General features: G+C 55.5%; 24 protein-coding genes and 1 other RNA gene. 20 read left to right on the forward strand and 5 right to left on the reverse strand.

Annotated features, from left to right (window positions below; all coding sequences use genetic code 11):
- Positions 1–9: 9 nt before the first annotated feature.
- Genes ACFL9S_RS18360 through ACFL9S_RS18390 form a run of 7 tightly spaced genes read left to right on the forward strand, consistent with a single transcriptional unit; the run spans position 10 to position 7,285 of the window.
- Positions 10–1,251 (forward strand): MFS transporter, encoded by a 1,242-nt coding sequence (locus tag ACFL9S_RS18360; protein ID WP_405263304.1) that lies wholly within the window; start codon positions 10–12, stop codon positions 1,249–1,251.
- Between the two features lie 10 nt (positions 1,252–1,261).
- Entirely contained in the window at positions 1,262–1,798 is a 537-nt protein-coding gene (locus ACFL9S_RS18365) for a cupin domain-containing protein (protein WP_405263305.1), read from the forward strand.
- Positions 1,795–2,577: an alpha/beta fold hydrolase gene (locus ACFL9S_RS18370; RefSeq protein ID WP_405263306.1), complete on the forward strand. Its 783-nt coding sequence runs from the start codon at positions 1,795–1,797 to the stop codon at positions 2,575–2,577. Before ACFL9S_RS18365 ends, ACFL9S_RS18370 begins: the two co-directional genes overlap by 4 nt.
- Positions 2,561–3,355: an SDR family oxidoreductase gene (locus tag ACFL9S_RS18375; RefSeq protein ID WP_405263307.1), complete on the forward strand. Its 795-nt coding sequence runs from the start codon at positions 2,561–2,563 to the stop codon at positions 3,353–3,355. The genes ACFL9S_RS18370 and ACFL9S_RS18375 overlap by 17 nt, the downstream gene beginning before the upstream one ends.
- Positions 3,356–3,365: 10 nt before the next feature.
- The gene (locus tag ACFL9S_RS18380) at positions 3,366–4,145 is read left to right on the forward strand and encodes an aspartate dehydrogenase (RefSeq protein WP_405263308.1); all 780 of its coding nucleotides are present in this window, start codon (positions 3,366–3,368) and stop codon (positions 4,143–4,145) included.
- A gap of 16 nt (positions 4,146–4,161) precedes the next feature.
- Positions 4,162–5,631, forward strand: coding sequence for an aldehyde dehydrogenase (locus tag ACFL9S_RS18385; RefSeq protein ID WP_405263309.1), 1,470 nt, complete (start codon positions 4,162–4,164; stop codon positions 5,629–5,631).
- A 19-nt stretch (positions 5,632–5,650) separates the two neighbouring features.
- The gene (locus ACFL9S_RS18390; protein WP_405263310.1) at positions 5,651–7,285 is read left to right on the forward strand and encodes a thiamine pyrophosphate-binding protein; all 1,635 of its coding nucleotides are present in this window, start codon (positions 5,651–5,653) and stop codon (positions 7,283–7,285) included.
- A gap of 58 nt (positions 7,286–7,343) precedes the next feature.
- Here ACFL9S_RS18390 and ACFL9S_RS18395 read toward each other — a convergent pair whose 3' ends face one another.
- On the reverse strand, positions 7,344–8,096 hold the full coding sequence (locus ACFL9S_RS18395) for a M48 family metallopeptidase (RefSeq protein ID WP_405263311.1): 753 nt from the start codon (positions 8,094–8,096) through the stop codon (positions 7,344–7,346).
- Positions 8,097–8,383: 287 nt separating this feature from the next.
- On the opposite strand from ACFL9S_RS18395, the gene tkt reads away from it, so the two are divergent.
- From tkt to ACFL9S_RS18430, 7 genes are all read left to right on the forward strand, one after another.
- Positions 8,384–10,375, forward strand: coding sequence for a transketolase (tkt, locus tag ACFL9S_RS18400; RefSeq protein WP_405263312.1), 1,992 nt, complete (start codon positions 8,384–8,386; stop codon positions 10,373–10,375).
- A gap of 365 nt (positions 10,376–10,740) precedes the next feature.
- Complete coding sequence (gene epd, locus ACFL9S_RS18405) at positions 10,741–11,760, forward strand: erythrose-4-phosphate dehydrogenase (protein ID WP_405263313.1); 1,020 nt, start codon at positions 10,741–10,743, stop codon at positions 11,758–11,760.
- A gap of 49 nt (positions 11,761–11,809) precedes the next feature.
- Positions 11,810–12,976: a phosphoglycerate kinase gene (gene pgk, locus ACFL9S_RS18410; protein WP_133846174.1), complete on the forward strand. Its 1,167-nt coding sequence runs from the start codon at positions 11,810–11,812 to the stop codon at positions 12,974–12,976.
- 80 nt (positions 12,977–13,056) lie between these two features.
- Positions 13,057–14,136, forward strand: coding sequence for a class II fructose-bisphosphate aldolase (gene fbaA / locus ACFL9S_RS18415; RefSeq protein ID WP_405263314.1), 1,080 nt, complete (start codon positions 13,057–13,059; stop codon positions 14,134–14,136).
- Between the two features lie 183 nt (positions 14,137–14,319).
- On the forward strand, positions 14,320–15,195 hold the full coding sequence (gene mscS / locus ACFL9S_RS18420) for a small-conductance mechanosensitive channel MscS (RefSeq protein WP_405263315.1): 876 nt from the start codon (positions 14,320–14,322) through the stop codon (positions 15,193–15,195).
- Between the two features lie 155 nt (positions 15,196–15,350).
- Positions 15,351–15,971 (forward strand): arginine exporter ArgO, encoded by a 621-nt coding sequence (gene argO / locus ACFL9S_RS18425; protein ID WP_405263445.1) that lies wholly within the window; start codon positions 15,351–15,353, stop codon positions 15,969–15,971.
- Positions 15,972–16,108: 137 nt separating this feature from the next.
- The gene (locus tag ACFL9S_RS18430; protein WP_405263446.1) at positions 16,109–16,846 is read left to right on the forward strand and encodes an oxidative stress defense protein; all 738 of its coding nucleotides are present in this window, start codon (positions 16,109–16,111) and stop codon (positions 16,844–16,846) included.
- A 52-nt stretch (positions 16,847–16,898) separates the two neighbouring features.
- Here the strand turns inward: ACFL9S_RS18430 and ACFL9S_RS18435 are convergent, their stop codons facing one another.
- Positions 16,899–17,798, reverse strand: coding sequence for a LysR family transcriptional regulator ArgP (locus tag ACFL9S_RS18435; RefSeq protein ID WP_133846178.1), 900 nt, complete (start codon positions 17,796–17,798; stop codon positions 16,899–16,901).
- Between the two features lie 196 nt (positions 17,799–17,994).
- Here ACFL9S_RS18435 and rpiA point away from each other — a divergent pair, with 196 nt between their 5' ends.
- Both rpiA and serA read left to right on the forward strand, forming a co-directional pair.
- Entirely contained in the window at positions 17,995–18,654 is a 660-nt protein-coding gene (rpiA, locus tag ACFL9S_RS18440) for a ribose-5-phosphate isomerase RpiA (RefSeq protein WP_405263316.1), read from the forward strand.
- 347 nt (positions 18,655–19,001) lie between these two features.
- Positions 19,002–20,240 carry a phosphoglycerate dehydrogenase gene (serA, locus tag ACFL9S_RS18445; RefSeq protein WP_405263317.1) on the forward strand — a complete coding sequence of 413 codons (1,239 nt, stop codon included), beginning with the start codon at positions 19,002–19,004 and terminating at the stop codon, positions 20,238–20,240.
- Between the two features lie 181 nt (positions 20,241–20,421).
- On the opposite strand, the gene ACFL9S_RS18450 is transcribed toward serA, so the two are convergent.
- The 3 genes from ACFL9S_RS18450 to zapA all read right to left on the reverse strand — a co-directional run bounded on the left by ACFL9S_RS18450 (position 20,422) and on the right by zapA (position 21,657).
- Positions 20,422–21,009, reverse strand: a complete 588-nt coding sequence (locus ACFL9S_RS18450) for a 5-formyltetrahydrofolate cyclo-ligase (RefSeq protein WP_405263447.1) — start codon at positions 21,007–21,009, stop codon at positions 20,422–20,424.
- 92 nt (positions 21,010–21,101) lie between these two features.
- A non-coding RNA gene (gene ssrS / locus ACFL9S_RS18455) (6S RNA) lies at positions 21,102–21,286 on the reverse strand.
- A gap of 41 nt (positions 21,287–21,327) precedes the next feature.
- Entirely contained in the window at positions 21,328–21,657 is a 330-nt protein-coding gene (gene zapA, locus ACFL9S_RS18460; protein WP_062744299.1) for a cell division protein ZapA, read from the reverse strand.
- A gap of 170 nt (positions 21,658–21,827) precedes the next feature.
- Here zapA and ACFL9S_RS18465 point away from each other — a divergent pair, with 170 nt between their 5' ends.
- The 4 genes from ACFL9S_RS18465 to ubiI are packed head-to-tail and all read left to right on the forward strand — an operon-like array spanning position 21,828 to position 26,171.
- Positions 21,828–22,406 (forward strand): YecA family protein, encoded by a 579-nt coding sequence (locus tag ACFL9S_RS18465; RefSeq protein ID WP_405263318.1) that lies wholly within the window; start codon positions 21,828–21,830, stop codon positions 22,404–22,406.
- A gap of 57 nt (positions 22,407–22,463) precedes the next feature.
- Positions 22,464–23,780, forward strand: coding sequence for a Xaa-Pro aminopeptidase (gene pepP, locus ACFL9S_RS18470; RefSeq protein ID WP_405263319.1), 1,317 nt, complete (start codon positions 22,464–22,466; stop codon positions 23,778–23,780).
- Positions 23,777–24,955 (forward strand): 2-octaprenyl-6-methoxyphenyl hydroxylase, encoded by a 1,179-nt coding sequence (gene ubiH / locus ACFL9S_RS18475; RefSeq protein WP_405263320.1) that lies wholly within the window; start codon positions 23,777–23,779, stop codon positions 24,953–24,955. Before pepP ends, ubiH begins: the two co-directional genes overlap by 4 nt.
- Before the next feature lie 13 nt (positions 24,956–24,968).
- Positions 24,969–26,171, forward strand: coding sequence for an FAD-dependent 2-octaprenylphenol hydroxylase (gene ubiI, locus ACFL9S_RS18480; protein WP_405263321.1), 1,203 nt, complete (start codon positions 24,969–24,971; stop codon positions 26,169–26,171).
- Positions 26,172–26,544 lie beyond the last annotated feature (373 nt).

Here is a 26,544-nt window from a genome sequence, read left to right on the forward strand (position 1 = left end):
GCCCTGTCGATGAGCACATTTGAATCTCAGCCTGTCGCAACCGATGCGACTCAGCCGCAAAGCAGCGAAGTGGTTCGCTGGTCGATTCCATTCGCGTTGTTTGCCTGCGTACTGCTGGCCTTTTTTGACAAGGTCAGTGTTGCGGCACTGTTTTCCGACCCGGACTTCCAGCAGGCGATGGGACTGAGTTTTGATACCACCCGGCTGGGGTTGCTAATGAGCGCATTTCTGCTTAGTTACGGTTGTTCTTCGGTGCTGTTAAGCGGGCTGGGGGACCGCATTAAACCGCTGTATTTGCTGACGGGCATGATGATGCTGTGGTGCCTGCTGATGGTTGCGATGGGCCTGTGCCATTCCTATAACACCATGCTGATATTGCGCGTGGCGCTGGGGGTGGCAGAAGGTCCGCTGTTCCCGCTGGCTTTTGCCGTGGTACGCCACAATTTTCCGCAGCATCTCCACGCACGCGCCACCATGCTGTGGCTGCTGGGCACCCCCATCGGGGCGGCCATTGGCTTTCCACTTTCTTTGTATCTTCTTACCCATTTTGGCTGGCAGAGCACCTTCTGGGTGATGGCGCTGCTGACGTTACCGGTGCTGGGCTGGGTATGGGTGGCGCTGCGTCATGTTCGACAGGGGGCACCGCTATCAGACAAGGCCCGTCAGCCACGTAAATTGGCGCGCAGACAGCTGTATCGCAGCGGGCATTTCTGGATTATCTGTCTGTTTAATATTGCCTTTCTGACCTACCTCTGGGGTATCAACGGCTGGCTGCCCAGCTACCTGGTTGAGGGGCGCGGTATCCACCTCAGTGATGTCGGCTGGCTGTCTTCGTTACCGTTTATCGCCATGTTGCTGGGAGAAGGCCTGGGTGCCTGGCTTTCTGACCGCGTTGATCGCCGCGCGCTGGCCTGCTTTATTTCGCTGGGCGGCGCAGCACTTGGCCTGCTGGCAGTGCTGCATCTGCAACAAACCTGGCTGGTGATGGCCGCCATGAGTTTCAGCACCTTTATGTGGGGCGCTGGTGCGCCGAACATCTTTGTGCTGCTGGCGAAAGTGACGCCCTCGGGTATCAGCGCCACGGCGGGGGGAATTTTTAACGGACTGGGTAATTTTGCCGGGGCGCTGGCGCCACTGCTGATGGGGGCAATGATTGCCGGGACCCACAGCATGGACAGCGGCCTGCTCTTTCTGGTGGTGATGGCGGGGCTGGGTTGCGTGCTGTTACTACCGATTCTGAAACGTTACTAAGGAGTAGAACATGTCAGAACATATCGCTAAAACGACGGTGAAACCGGACAACCTGTCGATGGATGAGTGGGTGGAATCGCGCATTGCACGTTTTGCCGGGCGTAAATATGACTGGAGTGCACTGAAGTTTCAGGCTGATTTTGATCCGAAATACCGCCGGGCGCAGATGCGCTATATCGGCACCGGGGCGACGGGCGTTGCGGCAGACGGCAACACCGTTGCGGCGGACAATTTCACCTTCTCAACCATGGTACTGCCGGCCAAATGTGAAGGCCCACTGCATCTACATGACGATGTGGAAGAGGTGTTTTTCATGCTGAAAGGCTGCATCACGCTGATGATAAAAGACGGTGAAGGGTATTACGAAACCGTGCTTAACGAACGTGACCTTATTTCGGTGCCGGCCGGTATCTATCGTGGCCTCTTTAATCATGGCGAAGAGGAAGCGCTGATGTGCGTGATGCTCGGTACGGCGAAACCGCATATTCCTACCTATCCTGCAGACCATCCGCTGTCACAGGTGAAACGTAACCCGGTTTCGTCATGATTGCGTGGCATGAGGCTGGAAGCGGTCCGGCACTGGTGTTGCTACACGGCATCAGTTCCAGCAGCACAAGCTGGCATAAGCAGTTGAACGACCCGGTACTGCAGCGCTGTTGTCGGATGATTGCCTGGGATGCCCCAGGCTATGGCATGAGCGGCGTGCTAAATCACGCGCAGCCTTCTGCTGATCTCTATGCCGATGCGCTGGCGCAGATGCTGGATGAAGCAGATGAATGGGAGGTGGTACTGGTGGGCCACTCACTGGGCGCTCTGATTGCCAGCGCGTTTGCTGCGCGTTATCCGCAGCGGGTGAGTCACCTGGTGCTGGCCGATCCGGCGCAGGGCTACGGTAGCGCGCCGCTGGAAAAGCAGCAGCAGGTGCTGGTACAGCGTCAGCAGCAGTTGGCCGGCGGGCTGGAAAAACTGGCCGCTACACGCGCCGTGAGGCTGCTGCGCCCGGAGGCGGATGAGCGCGATATTGCGACCGTCGCTGCCGGTATGCGGCAGCTCAACCCGGAGGGGTTTTTACAGGCCGTATCGCTGTTGGTGCATGAAGATATCTCTCGCTGGCTGGCGAAAAATTCCTGCCCGGCGGAAGTGTGGTGTGGCGATCAGGATGTCATTACTCCTCCGCAACAGTCTTCGGCGCTGGCCCGAAGTCGCGGGGTGCCTTACCTGCCAATCCCGGGGGCAGGACATGCCAGCTATCTCGACAATGCCGCCTTTTTTAACCGACAGCTGCGGCGGGTGATCACAGGAGAGGGTGATGGATCTACACATTAAAGGACGGGTAGCCGTGGTGACCGGGGGGTCGTCTGGTATCGGCTTTGCCACCCTGAAGCTGCTGCTGGCGGAAGGCGCCAAAGTGGCGTTCTGCGGGCGTAACACCACCCGGCTCGCCGCTGCACAGACACTACTACGGGAGGCGTTTCCCGATGCAGATATTCTGGCTCAACACTGCGATGTGCTGAATCAGCTGGAGGTGGAGCGCTTTGCGCAGGCGGTTAGTCGACGTTTTGGCACGGTAGATATGCTGATCAATAACGCCGGGCAGGGCTATGTGGCCCACTTTGCCGACACGCCGCGATCCGCATGGTTGCAGGAGGCTGAACTGAAACTGTTCGGCGTGATCAACCCGCTGGAAGCGTTTTTGCCTTTACTGGAGCAGTCGGAGATTGCCTCTGTGACCTGCGTTAACTCGCTGCTGGCACGGCAGCCAGAGGAACACATGATTGCCACGTCGGCGGCACGTGCGGCGCTGCTGAACCTGACGCTAACGCTGTCCAAATCACTGGTAAGCAAGGGGATCCGCGTTAATGCGATCCTGCTGGGCATGGTGGAGTCCGGGCAGTGGCAGCGGCGTTTTGAACAGCGTGAAGATCCTGAGCAGAACTGGGATCAATGGGCCACTGAGCTGGCCGTGCGACGCGGTATTCCACTGGGTCGTCTGGGTAAACCAGAGGAAGCAGCACGAGCATTACTGTTCCTTGCATCGCCGATGGCTTCTTTTACCACCGGTGCGGCACTGGATGTTTCCGGTGGATTTTCGCGTCAGCTCTAAAGGAGGACGGATGAAAAAGATCATGTTAATCGGCTTTGGCGCAATGGCGCAGGAGGTGCTGGCGCGTCTGCCGGAGGGGGTTGTGCCTGGCTGGATCCTGGCGCGTGAACATCATCATCCGGCCATACGCGCACGTTTTGGCGAACAGGTGATGCCGATTGTTTCGCCGGTGCAGTGTCATGCGCTACCCGATCTGGTACTTGAGTGTGCTAGTCAGCAGGCGGTGGCGGACTATGCCGAATCGATCCTGCGGCGCGGCTGGCGGCTGGCGGTGATATCTACCGGGGCGCTGGCAGATGAGCGGTTGTATCAGCGGTTGCAGGATGCCTGTCGGGAGGGCGGCCAGTTGATGCCGCTTTCTGGTGCCGTTGCCGGGCTGGACGGGCTGAGTGTTGCACGTGAGGGGGGATTGACCAGCGTGATGTACCAGTCCTGTAAAAGCCCGGACAGCTGGCGCGGAAGCCTCGCTGAAACACTGCTCGACCTGGATGCCATTACCACCCGGCAGGTGTTTTTCCATGGCAGCGCCCGCCAGGCGGCACAGCAGTTCCCGGCCAATGCCAACGTGGCGGCCACTATCGCGCTGGCAGGGATAGGCATGGATCACACGAGCGTGGAGCTGGTGGTGGACCCGGCAACGCAGCGTAATACGCACACCCTTCATGCAGTGGGCGCTTTCGGTGAACTGACCCTGGAACTGTGCGGCTATCCGTTAGCCCGTAACCCGAAAACCTCACTGCTGGCGGTGCTCAGTGCTGTTCATGCCTGCCGTCAACTGACTGACGATTAACAAAAAGGAAAAATTGATGGAAACGTTAAAGCTGTATGTGGCGGGTGAGTGGCGGCAAGGACGTGGCGAGCGGTTTTGCAGCACGTACCCTGCTGACGGAACAGTTAATGCCTGGTTGCATGCTGCCAGCCTCGATGACGTGGAGCTGGCTGTCAGTGCGGCCGAACGCGCGTGGCGCGAGCCGGAATGGCGCAATATGTTGCCGCACCAGCGGGCGGCGATCCTGCATCGCGTGGGCGATCTCATCAGTGCGCGGCTGGAACCACTGGCTCAGCGTCAGACGCGGGATAACGGTAAACCGCTGGCTGAATCGCGGGGGCTGGTCGCCAGTGCGGCGGCCACCGCACACTATTTCGCCGCCGTCTGCGAAGTGATGGAGGGGGAGCTACCGCCGCAACGTAGCCCAGATTTTATCACCTTAAGTGGTTACGAACCGATCGGCGTGGTCGCGGCCATTACACCGTGGAACTCACCGATTGCCAGTGAGATGCAGAAAGTGGCTCCGGCACTGGCAGCCGGTAACGCAGTGGTACTGAAACCTGCCGAAGCCACGCCGTTGATGGCGCTGGAACTGGCCGCGTTGTTTGAGGAAGCGGGGCTACCGCCAGGTTTGTTTAGCGTACTGCCAGGGAAAGGTTCCATCGTCGGTGAAGCACTGGCCCGGCATCCGCTGGTGAAAAAGATTTCGTTTACTGGTGGCACCCGCACCGGCCGCATGCTGGCGCATGTGGCAGCAGATAAGCTGATTTCTACCTCACTGGAGCTGGGCGGAAAATCCCCGACCATCGTACTGGATGATGCCGATCCTGAACAGGCGGCTCGTGGGATCTGCTACGGCATTTTCAGCTCAGCGGGGCAGGCCTGTATCGCCGGATCGCGCCTGTTCGTTCACCGCAGACTGTATCAGCCGTTACTTGATCGCTTGCTAACGTTGACGCAGGAATTACGCATTGGCGATCCCTTACAGCCGGGTATCCATATTGGCCCGCTGATTAACGCCGCGCATTACCAGTCGGTGGCCGGATATGTGGCGCTGGCTCGGGAAGAGGGGGGCGAGATCCTGTGCGGTGGCGAAGCGCCCGCCGATCCTACCCTGGCGCAGGGCAGCTGGTTCTTGCCGACGATCATTACCGGGCTGAACAACCGCGCCCGGGTGTGTCAGGAGGAAATTTTTGGCCCGGTTCTGGTGGTCATGCCATTCGATGACGAGGCTGAACTGATCGCGCAGGCCAATGATTCGCTCTATGGCCTGGCAGCGGGGATCTGGACGCGGGACATCACCCGTGCACTGCGGTTGGCCGAAAAACTGGAGACCGGCACCGTGTGGATCAATACCTACAAAGTGTTTTCTATTTCCACCCCCTTTGGTGGCGTGAAAGAGAGTGGGTTGGGGCGCGAAAAGGGGCTACAGGGAATCAAAGCCTGGATGCAGCAGAAAAGTATCTATCTGGCGACCACCCCAGCTGTGAATGGCTGGAGCGACTAACTTCGGACGGAAAACGGACATGAGCAAAACAATTACGGTAGGCGAAGCCCTGGCACGAACGCTGGAGCAGTATGGCGTGACTACGCTGTATGGCATTATTTCTATTCATAATTTACCGATTGCTGATGCCATCGGCCAGCGTGACAGGTTGCACTTTGTTCCGGCTCGCGGCGAGGCCGGTGCCGTCACAATGGCGGATGCACACGGACGTTTCAGTGGGCTGGGTGTGGCTCTGACCAGCACTGGCGCAGGTGCCGGTAACGCGGTAGGCGCCCTGCTGGAGGCGCTGAATGCCGGAACACCGCTGCTGCATATTACCGGGCAGGTAGAGAAAGCCTGGCTTGATGCCGACAGTGGTTTTATCCATGAAGCGCGCGATCAGCTGGGTTTCCTGCGCGCCAGCAGTAAAGCAGCCTTACGCGTGCATTCGCCGCAGCAGGCCGTGGCGGTCATGCACCGTGCCATTCAGCTGGCGCAGACTCCACCCTGCGGCCCTGTTTCCGTTGAGATCCCGATTGATATTCAGAACAGCCCGATCCCTGTCACGCTGGTGACTGCACCTGTCGGGCCGTTGTCACCTCCGGCTCCGCCAGAAAGCGTGATTTGCACGCTGGCAGAGAGGGTGATGCGCGCACGCCGTCCTCTACTCTGGGTTGGCGGCGGGGCGCTGGGCTGTGCTGATGCAGTCAGACGGCTGGCGGATGCGGGGGTGATGGTGATATCCAGCGCCCACGGGCGCGGTATTCTGCCCGATGCCCACCCGCGCAGCCTGCGGGCTTTCCACAACTCGCCATCGGTGGAGGCATTGATGGCGCAGTGTGACTTAACACTGATTGTTGGATCGCGTCTGCGCAGTAATGAAACGCGCAGCTGGACGCTGACGCTGCCAGCGCCGCGAATTCAGATCGATCTTGATCCTGCCGCTGGCAGTCGTAACTATCTGGCGGATGAGGTGCTGAACTATGACTGTCGCCTGCTGCTGAATGCACTGGCCGATCGGCTGCTGCCAGTAGAGGATGAGGCGCTGGATCGGCAGGTTTCCGCCGCCGTGTCTGAGGCTGAAAGCACGCTGCGTCAGCAGTGCGGAGCCTATGCGGCACTGAATGATGCGGTAGCTGCGGCGCTGCCGTCTGACGGTATTCTGGTGCGTGATATTACGGTTTCCGGCAGCGTCTGGGGCAGCCGCCTGCTGCGGGCTAACGGACCGCTGGCAAATATTCATTCGCTGGCCGGGGCGATTGGTATGGGGCTGGCGATGTCGATTGGCAGCGCGCTGGCAAACCCGCAGCGTAAGGTGGTCGCTCTGGTAGGCGATGGCGGGCTGGCGCTGGGCTTAGGTGAACTGGCTACGCTGGTGCAGGAACGCGCCAATGTGGTGGTATTGGTGATGAATGATGGTGGCTATGGCGTGATGCGCGGGATTCAGGACAAGTATTTTGGCGGTCGGCAATATTACAACCAGCTGCACTCCCCTGATTTCACCCTGCTGGCGACATCGATGGGGCTACCCGCGTGGACGATCAGTGATGCGGCGCGGTTTGAATCGGTGCTGGCTGAAGCTGTTTCCCTGCCGGGGCCGGCGCTGGTGGAGGTCAGAATGGAGGAGATTGGCCCGCTGCACTTTGCCGGGCCGCCGCAAAAAACGCTGTATTGATATCGTCGACCAGACGGGCTGACCCAAACACAAGGTCAGCCCAGGTTAGTCTGGGATATTATTTACCGGCGGCGATACGCTGTTTGATATGGTCAGCACGCGCCTGTGAGGCCGGGTGTGAATCAAACATGCTGCTTTCGTGCGTGCCTTCCATCTTCGCTAACTTCTCAAAACTGGTCACCAGGCCCTGCGGATTGATGTTACGTTTCTTCAGCAAATCGAAGGAGTAGTCGTCCGCCTGGGACTCCTGACTCTGGGAGAACTGCGCATTCACCAGTTTCTCGCCCAGTGCACCTAGCTGAGACTGCGACAGCGATGCGGCAATGCCACCCGCAGAAGCCGCGGCAGTACGTGCGGCGGTGGTGGCATAGGCCAGCTGCATCGCTTTACGTGAGTGACCCAGCGCTACGTGGCCCATTTCATGGCCCAGCACGCCTTCGACTTCGTTATCGGTCATCATGTCCATCAGGCCACTGTAAACGCGGATGCAACCATTGGCCATTGCCCAGGCGTTAACGTCTTTGGTCAGATAAACTTTATAGTTTGCCGGGGTGCCGTTGATATTGTCGCCCAGTGCCGCTGAGATTTTACTCAGGCGTTTAGCGTAGGTGCTGGTGGCAGGGGCAATTTGAGCCTGGCTGTCCATTTGCTGGCAGGATTGCTCACTCAATTCTTTAACCTGCGCATCACTCAACGTGGCAGCCTGAAAAGCCTGCGCACCGGATTGCATCAGCGTATTGGTGTCAAAATTCTGACAGCCAGTGAGAGTGGTCGCCAGTGCGAGTGCTGCAAAAGCAATACGTTTCTTCATTCCAGTTCATCCATTTAGGTAACAAGGTAGGAAAATCATTAAGTTGAAAAAAAATGTCGGAAAAAAAAAGCCGACAGAAGAGGTGTTATAGCGCGTGTAAAGGCGATTGCCTAGTCGCCGTGATCTCAACCCGTAACTTCTGTGATTTTTTTTACATCCTGCGGCATGTACATGTTACCCGTATTTCATGTACATTGATGGTCGACTTTCCTTCGGCTTTGCCTGATAACTCATTCATTACAATAGGTTAAGGACGGCGAAGCGTTAAATCCGACCTGGAGTAGAAAATGTCTTCTCGTAAAGAGCTTGCCAACGCCATTCGCGCATTAAGTATGGATGCGGTGCAAAAAGCCAAATCCGGCCACCCGGGTGCCCCAATGGGTATGGCCGATATCGCCGAAGTCCTGTGGCGTGACTTCCTGAATCACAACCCTACAAATCCTCTGTGGGCCGACCGCGACCGCTTTGTGCTGTCTAATGGTCACGGCTCTATGCTGATCTACAGCCTGTTGCATCTCAGCGGTTATGACCTGCCAATCGGTGAACTGGCTAACTTCCGTCAGCTGCACTCCAAAACCCCAGGTCACCCTGAATACGGCTATACCGCAGGCGTGGAAACCACCACCGGTCCACTGGGCCAGGGTATCGCGAACGCCGTAGGTATGGCGATTGCTGAACGTACGCTGTCAGCGCAGTTCAACCGTCCAGGCCATGATGTTGTTGACCATAACACCTACGTGTTCCTGGGTGATGGCTGCATGATGGAAGGTATCTCCCACGAAGTGTGTTCACTGGCGGGAACGCTGAAGTTGGGCAAACTGGTGGCGTTCTATGATGACAACGGGATCTCCATTGACGGCCACATTGAAGGCTGGTTCACCGATGATACGGCGAAACGCTTCGAGTCTTACGGCTGGCACGTAGTGCGCGGCGTAGACGGTCACGATGCTGATGCCATCAAAAAAGCCGTTGAAGAAGCGAAAGCGGTTAGCGACAAGCCTTCATTGCTGATGTGCAAAACTGTTATCGGCTTCGGTTCACCGAACAAAGCCGGTACGCATGATTCCCACGGCGCGCCGCTGGGTGATGATGAGATCGCACTGACCCGTAAGCAACTGGGTTGGAACTATGCGCCGTTTGAAATTCCTTCAGACATCTATGCTCAGTGGGATGCGAAAGAAGCAGGCAAGGCGAAAGAAGCGGCATGGAATGAGAAGTTTGCTGCCTATGCGAAAGCCTTCCCTGAACTGGCGGAAGAGTTCACACGCCGCGTGAAGAACGAACTGCCAGCGAACTGGGCAACCGAGTCGCAGAAGTTTGTTGAAGAGCTGCAGGCTAACCCGTCTAAAATCGCCAGCCGTAAAGCGTCACAGAATGCCATTGAAGCCTTTGGTAAACTGCTGCCGGAATACCTGGGCGGTTCCGCTGATCTGGCACCAAGCAACCTGACAATGTGGTCTGGTTCTAAGCCAATCAACGAAGATGCAGCGGGTAACTACATCCATTACGGTGTGCGCGAATTCGGTATGACCGCGATTGCCAACGGCATCACCCTGCACGGCGGTTTCCTGCCGTACACCGCGACCTTCCTGATGTTTGTTGAATATGCCCGTAATGCGGCGCGTATGGCGGCACTGATGAAGATCCGCCAGGTGATGGTCTACACCCATGACTCTATCGGTCTGGGCGAAGACGGCCCGACTCACCAGCCGGTTGAGCAGATCGCCAGCCTGCGAGTCACGCCGAACATGAGCCTGTGGCGTCCATGTGACCAGGTAGAATCAGCCATTGCATGGAAATATGCGATTGAGCGTAACGATGGCCCGACGGCCCTGATCCTGTCACGTCAGAATCTGGCACAGCAGGACCGTACTGCTGAGCAGCTGGCAAACGTGGCACGTGGTGCTTATGTGCTGAAGGACTGCGCAGGTACGCCTGAAGTGATCCTGATTGCAACCGGCTCAGAAGTTGAGCTGGCAGTCGGCGCGTATGACAAACTGACCGCTGAAGGTCGCAAGGTGCGTGTGGTTTCCATGCCATCTACCGATGCTTTCGACAAGCAGGATGCGGCCTACCGTGAAGCCGTGCTGCCGAAAGCAGTCAGCGCACGTGTGGCGATTGAAGCGGGTATCGCAGATTACTGGTTCAAATACGTTGGTCTGAACGGCGCTATCGTCGGTATGACCAGCTTTGGTGAGTCAGCGCCAGCGGAGAAGCTGTTTGAACTGTTTGGCTTCACCGTGGATAACGTTGTTGCTAAAGCAAAAGGCCTGCTGTAATCGGCCATGACCTGCCCGGCACCGGGCAGGTCAGTGATAAACAGGCACCGCATCGCGGTGCCTTTTTTATGCGGTGAGATGCTGGTGCATCTGTCGACGAAATTTCTTCCGATAAATTTGTCTCTGGTCGCTAACTTTTGTCTGATTTTGTGACGTAGATCGAAAGTTGAAAGGCGCAATTGATCCCGATCATTCCTATTATTCCTTACTTCTATTATTCTAGCTGAAGCGTTTCAGTGCTATGTCACACAAGGATCACCATTCAGACTGAGCCTTGTTATGATGCAAGAATATCCTGTACAAATCGCGGTGGCTGGCTCAGGCTAATCCTCCGATTTCATAGTGAATTCTGAAGCAGGAGTGATATGACGGTTCGCATTGCCATTAACGGATTTGGTCGTATAGGACGCAACGTGTTGCGTGCACTGTATGAAACCGGTCGCCGTGCCGAGATTACGGTGGTTGCCATCAATGAGCTGGCAGAGGCAGCCGGAATGGCGCATCTGTTAAAGTATGACACCAGCCACGGGCGCTTCGCCTGGGATGTGCGTCAGGAGCGCGAGCTGCTCTCTGTTGGCGATGACACGATCCGTTTGCTGCACCATACTGAGATTGCGGCACTGCCGTGGCGCGAGCTGAATGTGGATATCGTGCTGGACTGTACCGGCGTTTATGGCAGTCGTGCGGATGGTGAAGCCCATTTGCAGGCAGGGGCCAAAAAGGTTCTGTTCTCACATCCCGGCGGCAACGATCTTGATGCCACAGTGGTCTTTGGCGTGAATGAAAAAGATCTGCTGCCGGAGCATTTACTGGTGTCGAATGCTTCATGCACCACGAACTGCATCATCCCTATTATCAAGCTGTTGGATGATGCGTGGGGGATTGAGTCGGGTACGGTGACAACCATCCACTCTGCCATGCATGACCAGCAGGTGATTGACGCATATCACCCGGATTTACGTCGTACACGTGCGGCCAGTCAGTCGATTATTCCTGTCGACACTCGCCTGGCCGCAGGGATTACGCGCTTCTTCCCAAAATTTAATGATCGTTTTGAAGCGATTGCTGTACGTGTTCCGACCATCAACGTAACGGCCATTGACCTTAGCGTGAGTGTGCGGGATCCCGTCAGCGCCTGCGAGGTTAACGCCCTGTTGCAAAGTGCGTCAGAAGGGGCATTTAGTGGTATAGTGGACTACACGGAATTGCCGTTAGTCTCCATTGATTTTAACCATGATCCGCACAGTGCTATTGTCGACGGCACCCAAACGCGGGTCAGTGGTCAGCACCTTATCAAGACATTAGTCTGGTGCGATAACGAATGGGGCTTTGCTAATCGTATGATCGATACGACGTTAGCGATGGCCGCCAGCGGTTTCAGGTAAGGCGCGTACAGCGTCTGTAAAACTTTGAGAATCAACGAGAGGGTTCACCATGTCTGTAATTAAGATGACCGATCTGGATCTGGCTGGTAAACGTGTTCTGATCCGTGCGGATCTGAACGTGCCAGTTAAAGAAGGGAAAGTGACGTCGGATGCACGTATTCGCGCTTCCCTGCCGACCATTGAGGCGGCACTGAAGCAGGGCGCAAAAGTGATGGTTACCTCTCACCTGGGTCGCCCGACCGAAGGTGAATACAACGAAGAGTTTTCTCTGCTGCCGGTAGTGAACTACCTGAAAGACAAGTTGGGTGCAGATAATGTTTCACTGGCCAAAGATTACCTGGACGGCGTTGAGCTGACCGCAGGTAAACTGGTTGTGCTGGAAAACGTGCGCTTTAACAAAGGCGAGAAAAAAGACGACGAAACCCTCTCTAAAAAATATGCAGCCCTGTGCGACATCTTCGTGATGGATGCTTTCGGTACGGCTCACCGTGCTCAGGCGTCTACTCATGGCGTGGGCAAGTTCGCGCCAATCGCCTGTGCGGGTCCGCTGCTGTCAGGTGAACTGGAAGCGCTGGGCAAAGCCCTGAAAACCCCGGCTCGCCCAATGGTTGCTGTGGTCGGTGGTTCTAAAGTTTCTACCAAATTCGATGTGCTTAACTCGCTGGTGAACATTGCTGACACCGTGATTGTTGGTGGTGGCATCGCGAACACCTTCGTGGCTATCGACAACAACGTTGGTAAATCTCTGTACGAACCTGACTTCGTTGCTGCGGCTAAGAAACTGCGCGACGAATACAAAATTCCGGTTCCTACTGACTCCCGCGTAGGCACGGAATTCTCTGAAACTGCACCTTCTACCGTGAAGAAAGTGTCTGAGGTTCAGGACAACGAAGAGATCATGGACTTCGGCGACGAAACCGCACTGGCAATGGCTAAGTTGTTGAAAGAAGCCAAAACTATTCTGTGGAACGGCCCGGTAGGCGTGTTCGAATTCCCGAACTTCCGTAAAGGCACCGAAATCATCGCGAACGCGATTGCAGACAGTGACGCATTCTCCATTGCAGGCGGCGGTGATACGCTGGCCGCTATCGACCTGTTTGGTATCGAAGATAAAATCTCTTATATCTCTACCGGTGGCGGTGCATTCCTTGAGTTCGTGGAAGGCAAAACCTTGCCTGCGGTTGCCATGCTGGAAGAGCGTGCAAAGCAGAAGTAATTAAACCTCAGCGCGGGGTGTAAGCACCCCGCATGAGAACTGAATCCTTTAATACGACCGAAGAAACAGGACAAGCTAACATGTCTAAAATTTTTGATTTCGTAAAACCAGGCGTTGTCACCGGTGACGACGTGCAGAAGATCTTCCAGGTAGCGAAAGAGAACAAATTCGCTCTGCCAGCAGTTAACTGCGTGGGCACTGACTCCATCAACGCCGTTCTGGAAACCGCAGCGAAAGTTAAAGCGCCGGTTATCATTCAGTTCTCCAACGGTGGTGCTGGTTTCATCGCGGGTAAAGGCCTGAAATCTGACAAGCCACAGGCTGCTGCGATTTTTGGTGCCATCTCTGGCGCACACCACGTTCACCTGATGGCTGAACACTACGGCGTGCCAGTCATTCTGCATACTGACCACTGCGCGAAGAAACTGCTGCCGTGGATCGACGGTCTGCTGGATGCGGGTGAAGCTCACTTCGCCAAAACCGGTAAACCCCTGTTCTCTTCTCACATGATCGACCTGTCTGAAGAGTCTCTGGAAGAGAACATCGAGATCTCCAGCAAATACCTGGCGCGCATGGCGAAAATCGACATGACCCTGGAAATTGAACTGGGTTGCACCGGTGGTGAAGAAGACGGCGTGGACAACAGCCACATGGATGCTTCTGCCCTGTACACTCAGCCAGAAGACGTTGATTACGCGTATACCAAGCTGAACGCTATCAGCCCGCGTTTCACTATCGCTGCTTCATTCGGTAACGTGCACGGCGTGTACAAGCCAGGCAACGTGAAACTGACCCCGACTATCCTGCGTGATTCTCAGAAATACGTTAGCGAAAAACACGGTCTGCCAGAGAACGCCCTGGACTTCGTATTCCACGGTGGTTCCGGTTCATCAGCGGCTGAGATCGAAGAATCTATCGGTTACGGCGTGATCAAAATGAACATCGATACCGATACCCAGTGGGCAACATGGGACGGTATTCTGCAGTACTACAAAAAGAACGAAGGCTATCTGCAGGCGCAGCTGGGTAACCCGGAAGGCGCTGATAAGCCAAACAAAAAATACTATGATCCACGCGTATGGCTGCGTTCTTCACAGGCATCCATGATCGTGCGCCTGGAGCAGGCATTCAAAGAGCTGAACGCAGTCGACGTACTGTAAGTTTCCGTTCTGTTTAAAAAAGGCCCTTAGGGGCCTTTTTTTATGCCTTTAATTCTCAATTTTCAGGTAATTTCACTGCTTATTTGGCACAACCCCTTTTCTTGTTTACCATTAACGGCATCGGCTGCTGATTTAACAGCAGAAATTCGAACGCCTCTTTTAGGCAAAAATAAGGAAAGGGAAATGGATGATCTAAATGTGGTCGGTGGCATTAACAGCGCGAGTGGATGGCTGGTACGCAACCAGGCGCTACTCCTGAGCTATGCGGTGAATATCGTCGCAGCCATTGCCATTATTATCATCGGTATGATTGCCGCCCGGTTGATCTCCGGGACAGTGAACAAACTGCTGGTGGCGCGAAAAATTGATCCTACCGTTGCGGACTTCCTGTCAGGGCTGGTGCGCTACGGCATCATTGCCTTTACGCTGATTGCTGCTCTGGGGCGCGTAGGCGTGCAGACGGCCTCGGTGATTGCTGCGCTGGCAGCGGCAGGCTTCGCCTTTGCACTGGCCTTGCAAGGTTCGCTCTCGAACCTGGCGGCGGGTGTACTGCTGGTGACCTTCCGCCCGTTCCGCGCAGGGGAGTTTGTTGACCTGGGCGGCGTGACCGGCACCGTGCTTAACGTGCAGATCTTCTCCACCACATTGAGAAGCGCCGATGGCAAAATCGTGGTGGTACCTAACGGTAAAATTATCGCGGGTAACATCATTAACTTCTCGCGTGAGCCAGAGCGCCGTAATGAATTTATCATCGGTGTGGCTTATGACGCGGACGTTGACCTGGTGATCAAGCTGCTGCGTGAAGTCGTGGATGCTGATCCTCGTGTGTTGCAGGAGCGCGGTGTGCAGATTGGCCTGAATGAGCTGGCTGCCTCTTCCGTTAACTTTGTGGTGCGTTGCTGGAGCAAGGCGGGTGACTTGCAGGAGGTGTACTGGGACCTGATGAGAAACTTCAAACGCACGCTGGATGCCAATAATATCGGTATTCCTTACCCGCAGATGGATGTTCATCTGCACCAGGTAAAAGCGCCAGAAGCAGAAGTGGCGAAAGCGGAATAATCCTGTCGTGGCCGACCTTCTTTGCTGGTCGGCCCTTACCTTGCTTCGAATATCCCCTCATTAGCCTTTCTTATTAACCATTAAATCTTTCAATTTCCCCTAATGATACTGTCGCTATACACTTGCCGAAAATCTTGACTGGTGAGGTGGTTATGATGTTATCCGTTTATTTTCAGGGGGTTGCCATGGGCGCAGCCCTTATTCTTCCGCTGGGCCCGCAGAATGCATTTGTGATGAATCAGGGCATCCGTCGCCAGTATCATCTGATGACTGCGGCACTCTGCACGCTAAGTGATATCGTGTTGATCTGCGGCGGAATATTTGGCGGCAGTGCGCTACTTAACCAATCTGAACTGTTACTCAATCTGGTGACATGGGGCGGGGTGGCTTTCCTGCTGTGGTATGGCTGGGGATCGCTGAGAACCGCATTCAGTGGCGATATCAATCTGGCGTCTGCCGCCGTTTTAAAGCAGGGACGCTGGCGCATTGTGGCGACCATGATGGCGGTGACCTGGCTGAATCCGCACGTTTATCTGGATACCTTTGTGGTGCTGGGCAGCCTGGGTGGGCAGCTGCCGGAAGAGGCACGTCGCTGGTTCGCGTTAGGTTCCGCCAGCGCCTCTGTGTTGTGGTTCTTCGGCCTCGCGCTGTTAGCCGCCTGGCTGGCTCCGCTGCTGAATACCACGCGTGCCCAGCGGATTATCAATCTGCTGGTGGGGCTGGTGATGTGGGCGATTGCCCTAAAACTGGCGCTGCAGGCTTTCTCATTTTTGTAACGGGAACTCACTGCTATAATCGATGTCATAGTGTAATGTGCTAATATGCCCTAAAATATGTTGTACCGCCGCATTTTGGCGGAACAATTCGCTACCGAATCATGGTAGCACTATCGATAAAGATAATGACAGACCTCATGGAGGAAGCAGTGAAGCTAACGAAACTGGCCCTGGCCGCAATGATTGGATTGAGTACTTTACCCTTAGCAGTGCAGGCTGATGAATTACCAAATGGCCCGCACGTGGTGACCTCCGGGCAGTCGAGCGTTGATGCTACGCCGGATATCGCAACACTCGCCATTGAAGTGAATGTTTCGGCTAAAGATGCCGGTGAAGCGAAAAAGCAGGCTGATACTCGCGTACAGCAATATTTTGATTTTCTGAATACAAACGGCATTGAGAAGAAAGATATCAATGCTGCCAACCTGCGTACGCAACCGGAATATGACTACCTGAAAGACGGTAAATCGGTGCTGAAAGGTTACCGTGCGGTGCGTCAGGTTCAGGTCACATTACGTCAGCTGGACAAGTTGAATGAACTGCTGGACGGTGCGCTGAAGTCAGGCCTGAACGAAATCCGTTCGGTTGAGCTGGGTGTGGCTAATCCTGAAGAGTACAAAGCGAAAGCGCGCAAAGCAGCCATTGATGATGCTACAAAGCAGGCGGGCGATCTGGCGCAGGGCTTCGGCACTAAGCTGGGGTCGGTTTACAGCATTCGTTATCACGTGGCTAACTATCAGCCAATGCCGATGGCGCGGATGTACAAGGCCGCTGATTCCGCACCAATGACCTCCGCCGCCCAGACTTATGAGCAGCAGAGTATCCATTTCGACGACCAGGTTGATGTGGTATTTGAATTGCAGCGCAATCAGTAATCTTTGCGGGCTGAACATACATCAAGGGCGACCCAGCGGTCGCCCTTAGTTTTTACTCTGTATCCTGGCGCAGCACACGATGACCATGCGCGAGCAGGGCATCGGTCACCTTACGCATCAGTCGGCTTTCCGGGGCAAAACGGTGCCAGTACAGCATCCGGCGCTGCAACAGGCCCGGCGTTAAATCAATCAATTCCCCTTCTGCCAGTTCGCGCTCAATCTGCAAATGCGGGATCATACAGCAGGTGGTTCCCTGACGAGCCAGTTGCACAAACGCTTCTGACGAGTTGACGATATGGCAGGGCACGCTGCCCGGTGACAGATCAAAGTTCTGCTGTAAAAACGCCTGGTGCATATCATCCAGATGGTCAAACGCCACGGCGGGTGCTTTCAGCAGTGCAGAGCGCGTTACGCCATTCGGGAAGTAGCGGGCTGCAAACTCTTTTGAGCCGACAAACAGATAGTCGAGCGCACCGAGCTGATCGACCAGACAGCTGGGCAACGGTTGCGGCTGGATACTGACGGCACCCACCACTTCACCGCGACGCAGACGTTCCTGGGTGCGGGTTTCATCTTCCACCTGAAGATTCAGTCGTACTGGCGAATCCGTCAGCACGGTTTTTAGGGCAGGAAGCAGCCAGGTGGCGAGACTGTCGGCGTTCACCGCCAGCGACAGCAGTAACGGCGTGGTGCCGCTATTATCGTCACCTAACCACTCTTCTTCCAGCAGCTCTACCTGGTGCAATAACGCCAGCAGTTTCTGACCCTGTTCCGTTGGGCGTGGCGGTACGGTTCGCACCAGCAAAGGCTGACCAAACATATTCTCAAGCTGCTTAATGCGCTGTGAGACCGCAGACTGGGTAATACAGAGCTTTTGCGCGGCACGTTCAAAGCCGCGCTCGCGGATCACTGCATCCAGCGCCTGAAGCGTTCGATAATCCGGGCGTTTCATTAATCGTTCTACTCTCTTTCAGGTGTGGTTATGCACTATGCCATAGATTGGGGGTATAGCTTACGCCACTTTACGAATCAACCACTTTGTGGGGTGTGTTCCAATCCTGTGAATCAAACCCCGTGCAGGGCGGTGATTTTCCCCCGCCTTGCTTTATACTACGCGCACACAGTGGCTCACAGGTTTTAAACATACCATGACACAAGATGAACTGAAAAAAGCTGTCGGCTGGGCAGCTCTGGATTACGTTACTCCGGGCACTATTGTTGGTGTCGGCACCGGTTCGACTGCTGCCCATTTCATTGATGCACTGGCGTCGATTAAACATCAGATTGAAGGGGCTGTCTCCAGCTCAGAAGCCTCCACGGCGAAGCTGAAAGGCTACGGCATTCATGTCTTCGACCTTAACGAGGTCGACCAGTTGGCAGTCTATGTTGACGGTGCCGATGAGATTAACGGGCAGATGCAGATGATCAAGGGCGGTGGAGCAGCGCTGACGCGCGAGAAAATTATTGCCGCCGTGGCCGATCGCTTTATCTGTATTGCGGATGCATCCAAGCAGGTCGATGTGCTGGGGCGTTTCCCTCTGCCGGTCGAAGTTATCCCGATGGCGCGTGCGTACGTTGCTCGTGAACTGGTGAAGCTTGGTGGTCAGCCGGAGTACCGTCAGAACGTGGTAACCGACAATGGAAACATTATTCTCGACGTCCATAATCTCAAGATCATTGACGCAATCCGGCTGGAAGCCGCGATTAACGCGCTGCCAGGCGTCGTGACTGTGGGCCTGTTTGGTGCCCGTGGTGCGGATGTAGCGCTGATCGGTACAGCCAACGGCGTGCAAACTATTCAGAAATGATCTGTCTGGCATCCCAGGGATGCCGGTTATTTTTATGCGAAAAACATCTTTTCTTTTGCAGGCGAAATTTAGTGACTTATGTCACATAGTGGCTGCCTGAGGCGCGATCCTCCTGAAGGTTCACGTTGCACCATGATTTTCTGTCGCAATGTTCTGTGAGCCGGGGGCACCATGCTAGAGGCCAGGCAATCGTTTGTATTGCCGCCAGCGTAGATTTTGTTATTTTGACAGAAGGCTATCTTATATCCCCACAGTTTTCCCATTGCAGCCGACAGCGATTACGCCGGTCAACGGGAACAATGATAGGGATTAAGCCACATCTGAAGTCTGCTAAATAGGGTCGGGAAATGGCAAAAGTATCACTGGAGAAAGACAAGATTAAATTCCTGCTGGTGGAAGGCGTTCACCAGAGTGCAGTTGATAATCTGCGCTCTGCTGGCTACACCAACATTGAATTTCACAAGGGCGCATTGGATAGCGAAACACTGAAAGAATCCATCCGTGATGCGCACTTTATCGGGCTGCGTTCGCGCACCAACCTCACCGAAGAGATCTTTGCTGCGGCAGAAAAACTGGTCGCCGTTGGCTGTTTCTGCATCGGGACGAACCAGGTTGATCTGAATGCGGCAGCGAAGCGTGGTATTCCGGTGTTTAACGCACCTTTCTCCAATACCCGATCCGTCGCTGAACTGGTTATCGGTGAGCTGCTGCTGATGCTGCGCGGTGTTCCTGCTGCTAATGCGAGAGCACACCGCGGTGTGTGGCATAAGCTGGCTGTCGGCTCCTATGAAGCACGCGGCAAAAAGCTGGGCATCATTGGTTACGGCCATATCGGTATGCAACTGGGCGTGCTGGCTGAGAGCCTGGGCATGCACGTGTTCTTCTACGATATTGAGAGCAAACTGCCGCTGGGTAATGCCACGCAGGTACAGCATCTCTCTGATCTGCTGAATATGAGCGATGTGGTAAGCCTGCATGTGCCTGAAACCCAGTCCACCCAGAATATGATGGGCCCGGACGAGCTGGCGCTGATGAAGCCCGGCGCGCTGCTGATCAACGCCTCACGCGGCACCGTGGTGGATATTCCTGCGCTGTGCCACGTGCTGGCCACTAAGCACCTGGCGGGCGCGGCGATTGACGTCTTCCCGGAAGAACCTGCGACCAACAGCGATCCGTTTAATTCACCACTGTGTGAGTTCGATAACGTGATCCTGACACCGCATATCGGTGGGTCGACCCAGGAAGCTCAGGAGAACATCGGTATTGAAGTAGCGGGTAAACTGGCGAAGTACTCTGACAATGGTTCTACGCTGTCAGCGGTTAACTTCCCGGAAGCCTCGCTGCCAATGCACGGTGCCAATGCCAGCCGGCTGATGCACATCCATGAGAACCGTCCGGGTGTACTGACGGCGATCAACCTGATCTTTGCAGACCAGGGCATCAACATCTCCGCTCAGTATCTGCAAACAACGCCGCAGATGGGCTACGTGGTCATCGACGTTGATGCCCCGCAGGATGTGGCTGATAAAGCACTGCAACTGATGAAGGCCATTCCTGGCACCGTCCGCGCACGTCTGCTGTACTGATTATCGTGTTGTTCATGCCTCAATTTTGAGGCATTGATTCAGCCAGATGGATAATGAGTACCCGCAAGATTTCGCGCCGCAGGAAGGCGACAACTGAACACATCCCCGGGAGCTGACTGAAGTCAGTGACCGGGGTTTGTGAGGTCAGGCAACACACCTGTGGTGTGTAAGATAAAGGGTATTACCACTGCCATATCTTTGAAGGTGTAATGAGTGCGGGAAGCGGGATATCCCACTGCTCTACCGGCAAGGTGTCCACCTGCTGACAATCATGCGCCAGACCTACCGGCATAAAGCCGTGCTGCTGCCAGTTCTGTAGCGTCCGATCGTAAAATCCGCCCCCCATCCCCAAACGTTGCCCCCCTGCATCAAACGCCACCAGTGGCACGATCAGCACATCCAGTTCGCTTAATGGCAGCAGATTACGGATATCCAGCGGCGGCTCAGGAATACGCAGACGGTTTATCTTCAGCTCGGTGTGCTCGTCGTAACGCAGAAACAGTAACTGGCCCGCCGAGAAGGGATGAAGCACCGGCAGGTAAACCTGCTGCTTTCGCTGCCACAGTTTGGCGATTAACGGTCGGGTATTGATTTCGCCATCGACGGACAGAAACAGCGCGATATTCTTCGCCTGCTGGACCGGGGCAAAATTCAGGGCATGATCGGCAACCTGCACGGCGGCGAGTTGTTGCTGTTCATCGCTAATCTCACGCCGCAAATTGCGAACGTGCTTACGGATATCCTGACGGAGCATCAATGTGGGGTTCATCACGTGGCTGACTCCATGAAATCGTACAGAAGCGTGCCAGATAGCTTAGAGAAAAATCGAATCGTTCGGGAGGGGGGAACACAAAAAAAGGGAGGTTCTCCGAGATGCCGCCGCAGGCTGTAACCCTTGAACCCATGGTTCAAGGTGAGTATGCCGTCGTAACCATCAGGCTTCTCGGACGGACCGAGCTTGCGCACAGGTTACAGAGCGTCACACTCTGTTTGGTATTAATTATCGGCTCAGGGGACGGGCCCGCTTGCAAACATCTCAGAGAATTTTTTACTTCACCGTCACTGTATCACAGGTAACGCTAAAGTGTTATTCGAACTTCGCACCGGTACGTTCAGTTATGCGACCTTGCTCAAGCAATGCTTGTTCAATGGTCTGTTGTAGCATCCGAATTCGTTGTTCCATGTTCGACGCATAGTCACGGGTTTTGACTTTTTCCTGCGCAAGTTCATGGCAAATGTTCAGTGCTGCAATGAATACCAGTTGCTCTGTATTTGTGACTCTAGTGCGAACTTTTAAGTCTTGCAACCGTTGATTGAGGTCTTCGGCAGCCAGATTCAGCGCATCTTGCTGTTCTGGCGGACAATTTACTCTTAATGAACGGCCAAAAATTTGAATATCTACCGGTTGTGCAGACATGCCACCATCCTGACTGATTACTGCGCCCGCAATCACCCTTACCGCTCAAGGGCTTGGGAGGGGCGCCACTATAACTACGCCTAATATAAGAAACAACCCCTTTCTGGAATCGTTGAGGCACCTGGTGGTAGCATATCACGAACTTATCCAGCCAACGACGATCAAAACTCATGTCACTAACCAACATAATGCCGGGCTACAACACGCTGGCCTCAGTACTGACGCAGCAGGGCGTAGGAATGACCCCTGCAGAAATGCATGGCCTGATCAGTGGATTGATCTGTGGCGGCAGCCATGCCAGCAGCTGGCAAACGCTGGTGCACGACCTGACAAACGAAGGCATGGCGTTCTCACAAACGCTGACGCAACCGTTGCAAGAGATGCACGATGCGATCGGAAATTCACTGGAAGATGAAGGCTTCCTGTTCCAGCTTTATCTGCCTGAAGATGACGATATCACCGTATTTGACCGTGCTGATGCACTGGCCGGTTGGGTGAACCATTTCCTGCTGGGCCTGGGCGTTGCACAGCCCAAAATTGGCCAGGTCAAAGGGGAAACCGGTGAAGCCATCGACGATCTGCGTACCATCGCGCAGCTCGGTTATGATGAAGATGAAGATCAGGAAGAACTCGAACAATCGCTGGAAGAGGTGATCGAGTATGTGCGCGTCGCCGTACTGCTGTGTCACGATACCTTTACCCGCGCGATACCGACCAATGTCGTGATGAAAAAGCCGACGCTGCACTAGGGCTGTGCCATCCCGTCAGCCAGTGGTGATTTAACGGAACAGCATTCAGGAGGTCAAATGACCCAGCAAGAATTTTTGCGCCGCCGTCAGGCGCTGTTAGCGAAGATGGCTCCGGCCAGCGCAGCGGTGATCTTTGCCGCACCGGAAGCAACGCGCAGTAATGACAGCGAGTATCCCTACCGACAGAACAGTGATTTTTGGTACTTCACCGGGTTTAACGAACCGGAAGCTGCGCTGCTGCTGATTAAAAGCGCCGACAATCATAATCACAGTGTCCTGTTCAACCGTGTACGGGATCTGACGGCAGAAATCTGGTTTGGTCGTCGCCTGGGACAGGATGCTGCACCAGGTGCCCTGGCGGTTGACCGTGCTCTGCCGTGGAATGACATCGACGATCAGCTGCATCTGCTGCTGAACGGCCTGGATGTGATTTACCATGCTCAGGGCCAGTATGACTTTGCTGACGCCATCGTTTTCAAGGCGCTGGAGACATTGCGCCGTGGCTCACGGCAGAACCTCTCTGCGCCCGCCACGCTGACCGACTGGCGTCCGTGGGTGCATGAGCAGCGTCTGATTAAATCCCCTGAAGAGCAGGCGGTGCTGCGTGAAGCCGGGCGCATCAGCGCACTGGCTCATACTCGCGCCATGCAAAAGTCGCGTCCGGGGATGTATGAATACCAGCTGGAAGGGGAAATTCATCACGAATTTAACCGCCACGGTGCCCGCTTCCCGTCCTACAACACCATTGTTGGCGCGGGCGATAACGGCTGCATTCTGCACTACACCGAAAACGAAAGTCAGATGCGTGACGGACAGCTGGTGCTGATTGACGCCGGATGTGAACTCCAGGGCTACGCAGGCGATATCACCCGAACCTTCCCGGTCGGGGGGAAATTTACCGCACCGCAGCGCGCCATCTACGACATCGTGCTGGCGGCGCTTTACCGCTCACTTGAGCTGTATCGTCCCGGCACCAGCATTCGTGATGTCACAGCGGCGGCAGTCAGCGTGATGGTCAGCGGGCTGGTGAAGCTGGGGATCCTGCACGGCGATGTCGACACGCTGATTGCTGAAAATGCCCATCGTCAGTTCTTTATGCACGGGCTGAGCCACTGGCTGGGGCTGGATGTGCATGATGTGGGTCACTACGGCGTGGACCGGGACCGCATTCTGGAAGTGGGCATGGTGCTGACTATCGAGCCTGGCTTGTATATCGCACCGGATGCTGATGTGCCCGCAGAGTATCGCGGTATTGGTATTCGCATTGAAGATGACATCATTATTACCGCCGACGGTAACGAAAACCTGACGGACACGGTGGTGAAAGATGCCGATGATATTGAAGCACTGATGGCGGCAGCGAAGCGTTCATGAGCATAATTATCGCAGGGGGCGGGATGGCTGGCGCCACGCTGGCACTGGCGATCTCACACCTGACGCAAGGAAAACTGGCGGTGACGCTGGTCGAAGGGACGGAGCCTGCCAGCCGGGCGCATCCCGGCTTTGATGGACGGGCGATTGCCCTGGCCGAAGGCACCTGCCAGCAGTTGGCCGCCATTGGTCTCTGGCCGGTGCTGGCATCGGCTGCTACCGCGATCACCGATGTGCATGTCAGCGATCGCGGGCATGCCAGTTTTGTCTCTCTGGCGGCGGCTGACTATGCTGTGTCGGCGCTGGGGCAGGTGGTTGAGCTGCATGAAGTGGGGCAGCGGATGTTTGCCCGCCTGAAAAAGGCGCCAGGCATCACGCTGCGCTGCCCGGACAAAGTCACTGGGGTGGAACGTACCCTGGAGAGCGTTAGCGTATTACTGGAAAGCGGTGAGCGGCTGACGGGTGAGCTGCTGGTGGCGGCTGATGGTTCGCGCTCACGCGTGGCCGCAGCCTGCGGAGTACAGTGGCAAAGTGAGGATTACCAGCAGGTGGCGGTGATCGCTAACGTCACTACCCAGTTACCGCATCAGGGACAGGCGTTTGAACGCTTTACCGAATATGGGCCGCTGGCATTATTGCCCATGTCGGGGGGGCGCAGCTCACTGGTCTGGTGCCATCCGCTGGCGCAGAAAGACGTGGTGGATCGCTGGAGCGATACGCACTTCCTCGCGGAATTACAGAAAGCCTTTGGCTGGCGGCTGGGGCGCATTACCCAGGTCGGTCAGCGTGACAGTTACCCGCTGAAGCTGCAAACCGCGACACAGCATATTTCCCATCGGCTGGCGCTGGTCGGCAATGCGGCGCAAACGCTGCACCCGATAGCCGGTCAGGGGTTTAACCTCGGCATCCGTGATGTGATGTCGCTGGCAGAAACGCTGGCGGCGGCATGGCGTGCCGGGCATGGCGTGGGGGCGTATGCCACGCTGCACCACTATCAGCAACGACGCCAGCCGGACGTGCAGGCCACGATTGGCATTACCGATGGGCTGGTTCGACTGTTTGCAAACCGATATACGCCGCTGGTTGCAGGGCGCAACCTGGGGCTGATGGCGATGGATCATCTGCCGCCATTACGTAATTTGCTGGCCGAGCGCACGTTAGGCTGGGTTAAGCGTTGAGGAGAAAGCAGTCATGCAAACCTATGATGTGATCATCGCCGGTGGCGGAATGGTCGGGCTGGCCGTGGCCTGTGGCTTACAGGGCAGCGGATTGCGCGTTGCGGTACTGGAGCGTGAAATACCGCCGCCGCTGGACAATACCGCTCCTCCGGCATTACGTGTTTCTGCGATTAATGCCGCCAGCGAACGCCTGTTGCAGCATCTTGGCGTCTGGGATGCGATCCTCAGTTCAGGTGCCAGTGCCTATCACGGCATGGAAGTGTGGGACCGTGACAGTTTTGGTCATATTACTTTTGATGATGAGCAGCAAGGGCTGGCGCACCTTGGGCATATTATTGAGAACCGGGTGGTCCACCAGGCACTGTGGCAGCGGGCAGAAAGCCTCAGCGATATCACGCTGGTTGCCCCTGCTGAATTACAGCAGGTGGCGTTTGGTGATAACGAAGCCTTTGTCACATTGCAGGATGGCAGCATGATGACTGCCCGCCTGCTGGTAGCGGCAGACGGTGCTAACTCCTGGCTGCGCAACAAAGCCGATATCCCGCTGACCTTCTGGGATTATCAGCATCATGCGCTGGTCGCCAATATCCGCACGGCGCAGCCCCACGAGTCGCTCGCCCGCCAGGTGTTTCACGGTGACGGCATTCTGGCCTTCTTACCGCTGAGCGATCCACATCTTTGTTCCATTGTCTGGTCGCTGTCGCCGCAGGAGGCTTCACGGTTACAGGCGATGCCTGAAGCGGTGTTTAACCAGCAGCTATCGGTGGCGTTCGATATGAAACTGGGCTTGTGTACGCTTGAAAGCGAGCGTAAAACCTTCCCGCTGATGGGGCGCTATGCGCGCAACTTCGCGGCACATCGTCTTGCTCTGGTGGGCGATGCGGCACATACCATTCATCCGCTGGCCGGGCAGGGCGTTAACCTCGGCTTTATGGATGCCGCTGAATTGATCGGTGAGGTTAAGCGCCTGCAACAGCAGGGCAAAGATATCGGTCAGCACCTCTATCTGCGTCGCTATGAGCGTACTCGCAAGCACAGTGCCGCCGTGATGCTGGCCAGTATGCAGGGCTTCCGCGAGTTGTTTGATGGCAACAACCCGGCGAAGAAACTGCTGCGTGATGTCGGTCTGGCGCTGGCGGATAACCTGCCCGGCGTGAAGCCGCGTCTGCTCAAACAGGCGATGGGGCTACACGACCTGCCTGAGTGGTTGCGTTAAGCTGAGTGAAATAGCAGGGGAGCTGAGGCTCCCCTTTTTTACGCCTGTCATTCCCTGTTTCTCCTGCTGCGCAATCAGAGTGCAACGGTTGCCCCTTTTTTGTACATCGTTTGAAAAATTCTAATTTCACCCACAACTTCGCATTATTTTTACTAATGACAACGCCGTTTTCCTGAAGTGATTTTTTGGGCGAAAAATGTCATTACTTTGTCTTTGAACTGTCTTATTGCCCATCAGTTGCCATTTTTGTGTGCGATAACGCATTTTCTCAGCCAAAAAAACCAGAAAATCGGTGCTGCTCCTTTTTGGCTCAGAGCGAATTCGACCTCGTTTATCTTATGGTTAATTGACAGGTTCAGTGGTAAGTTCGTAG

The organism is Erwinia sp. AnSW2-5 (assembly GCF_045107195.1).
Classification (GTDB): Bacteria; Pseudomonadota; Gammaproteobacteria; order Enterobacterales; family Enterobacteriaceae; genus Erwinia.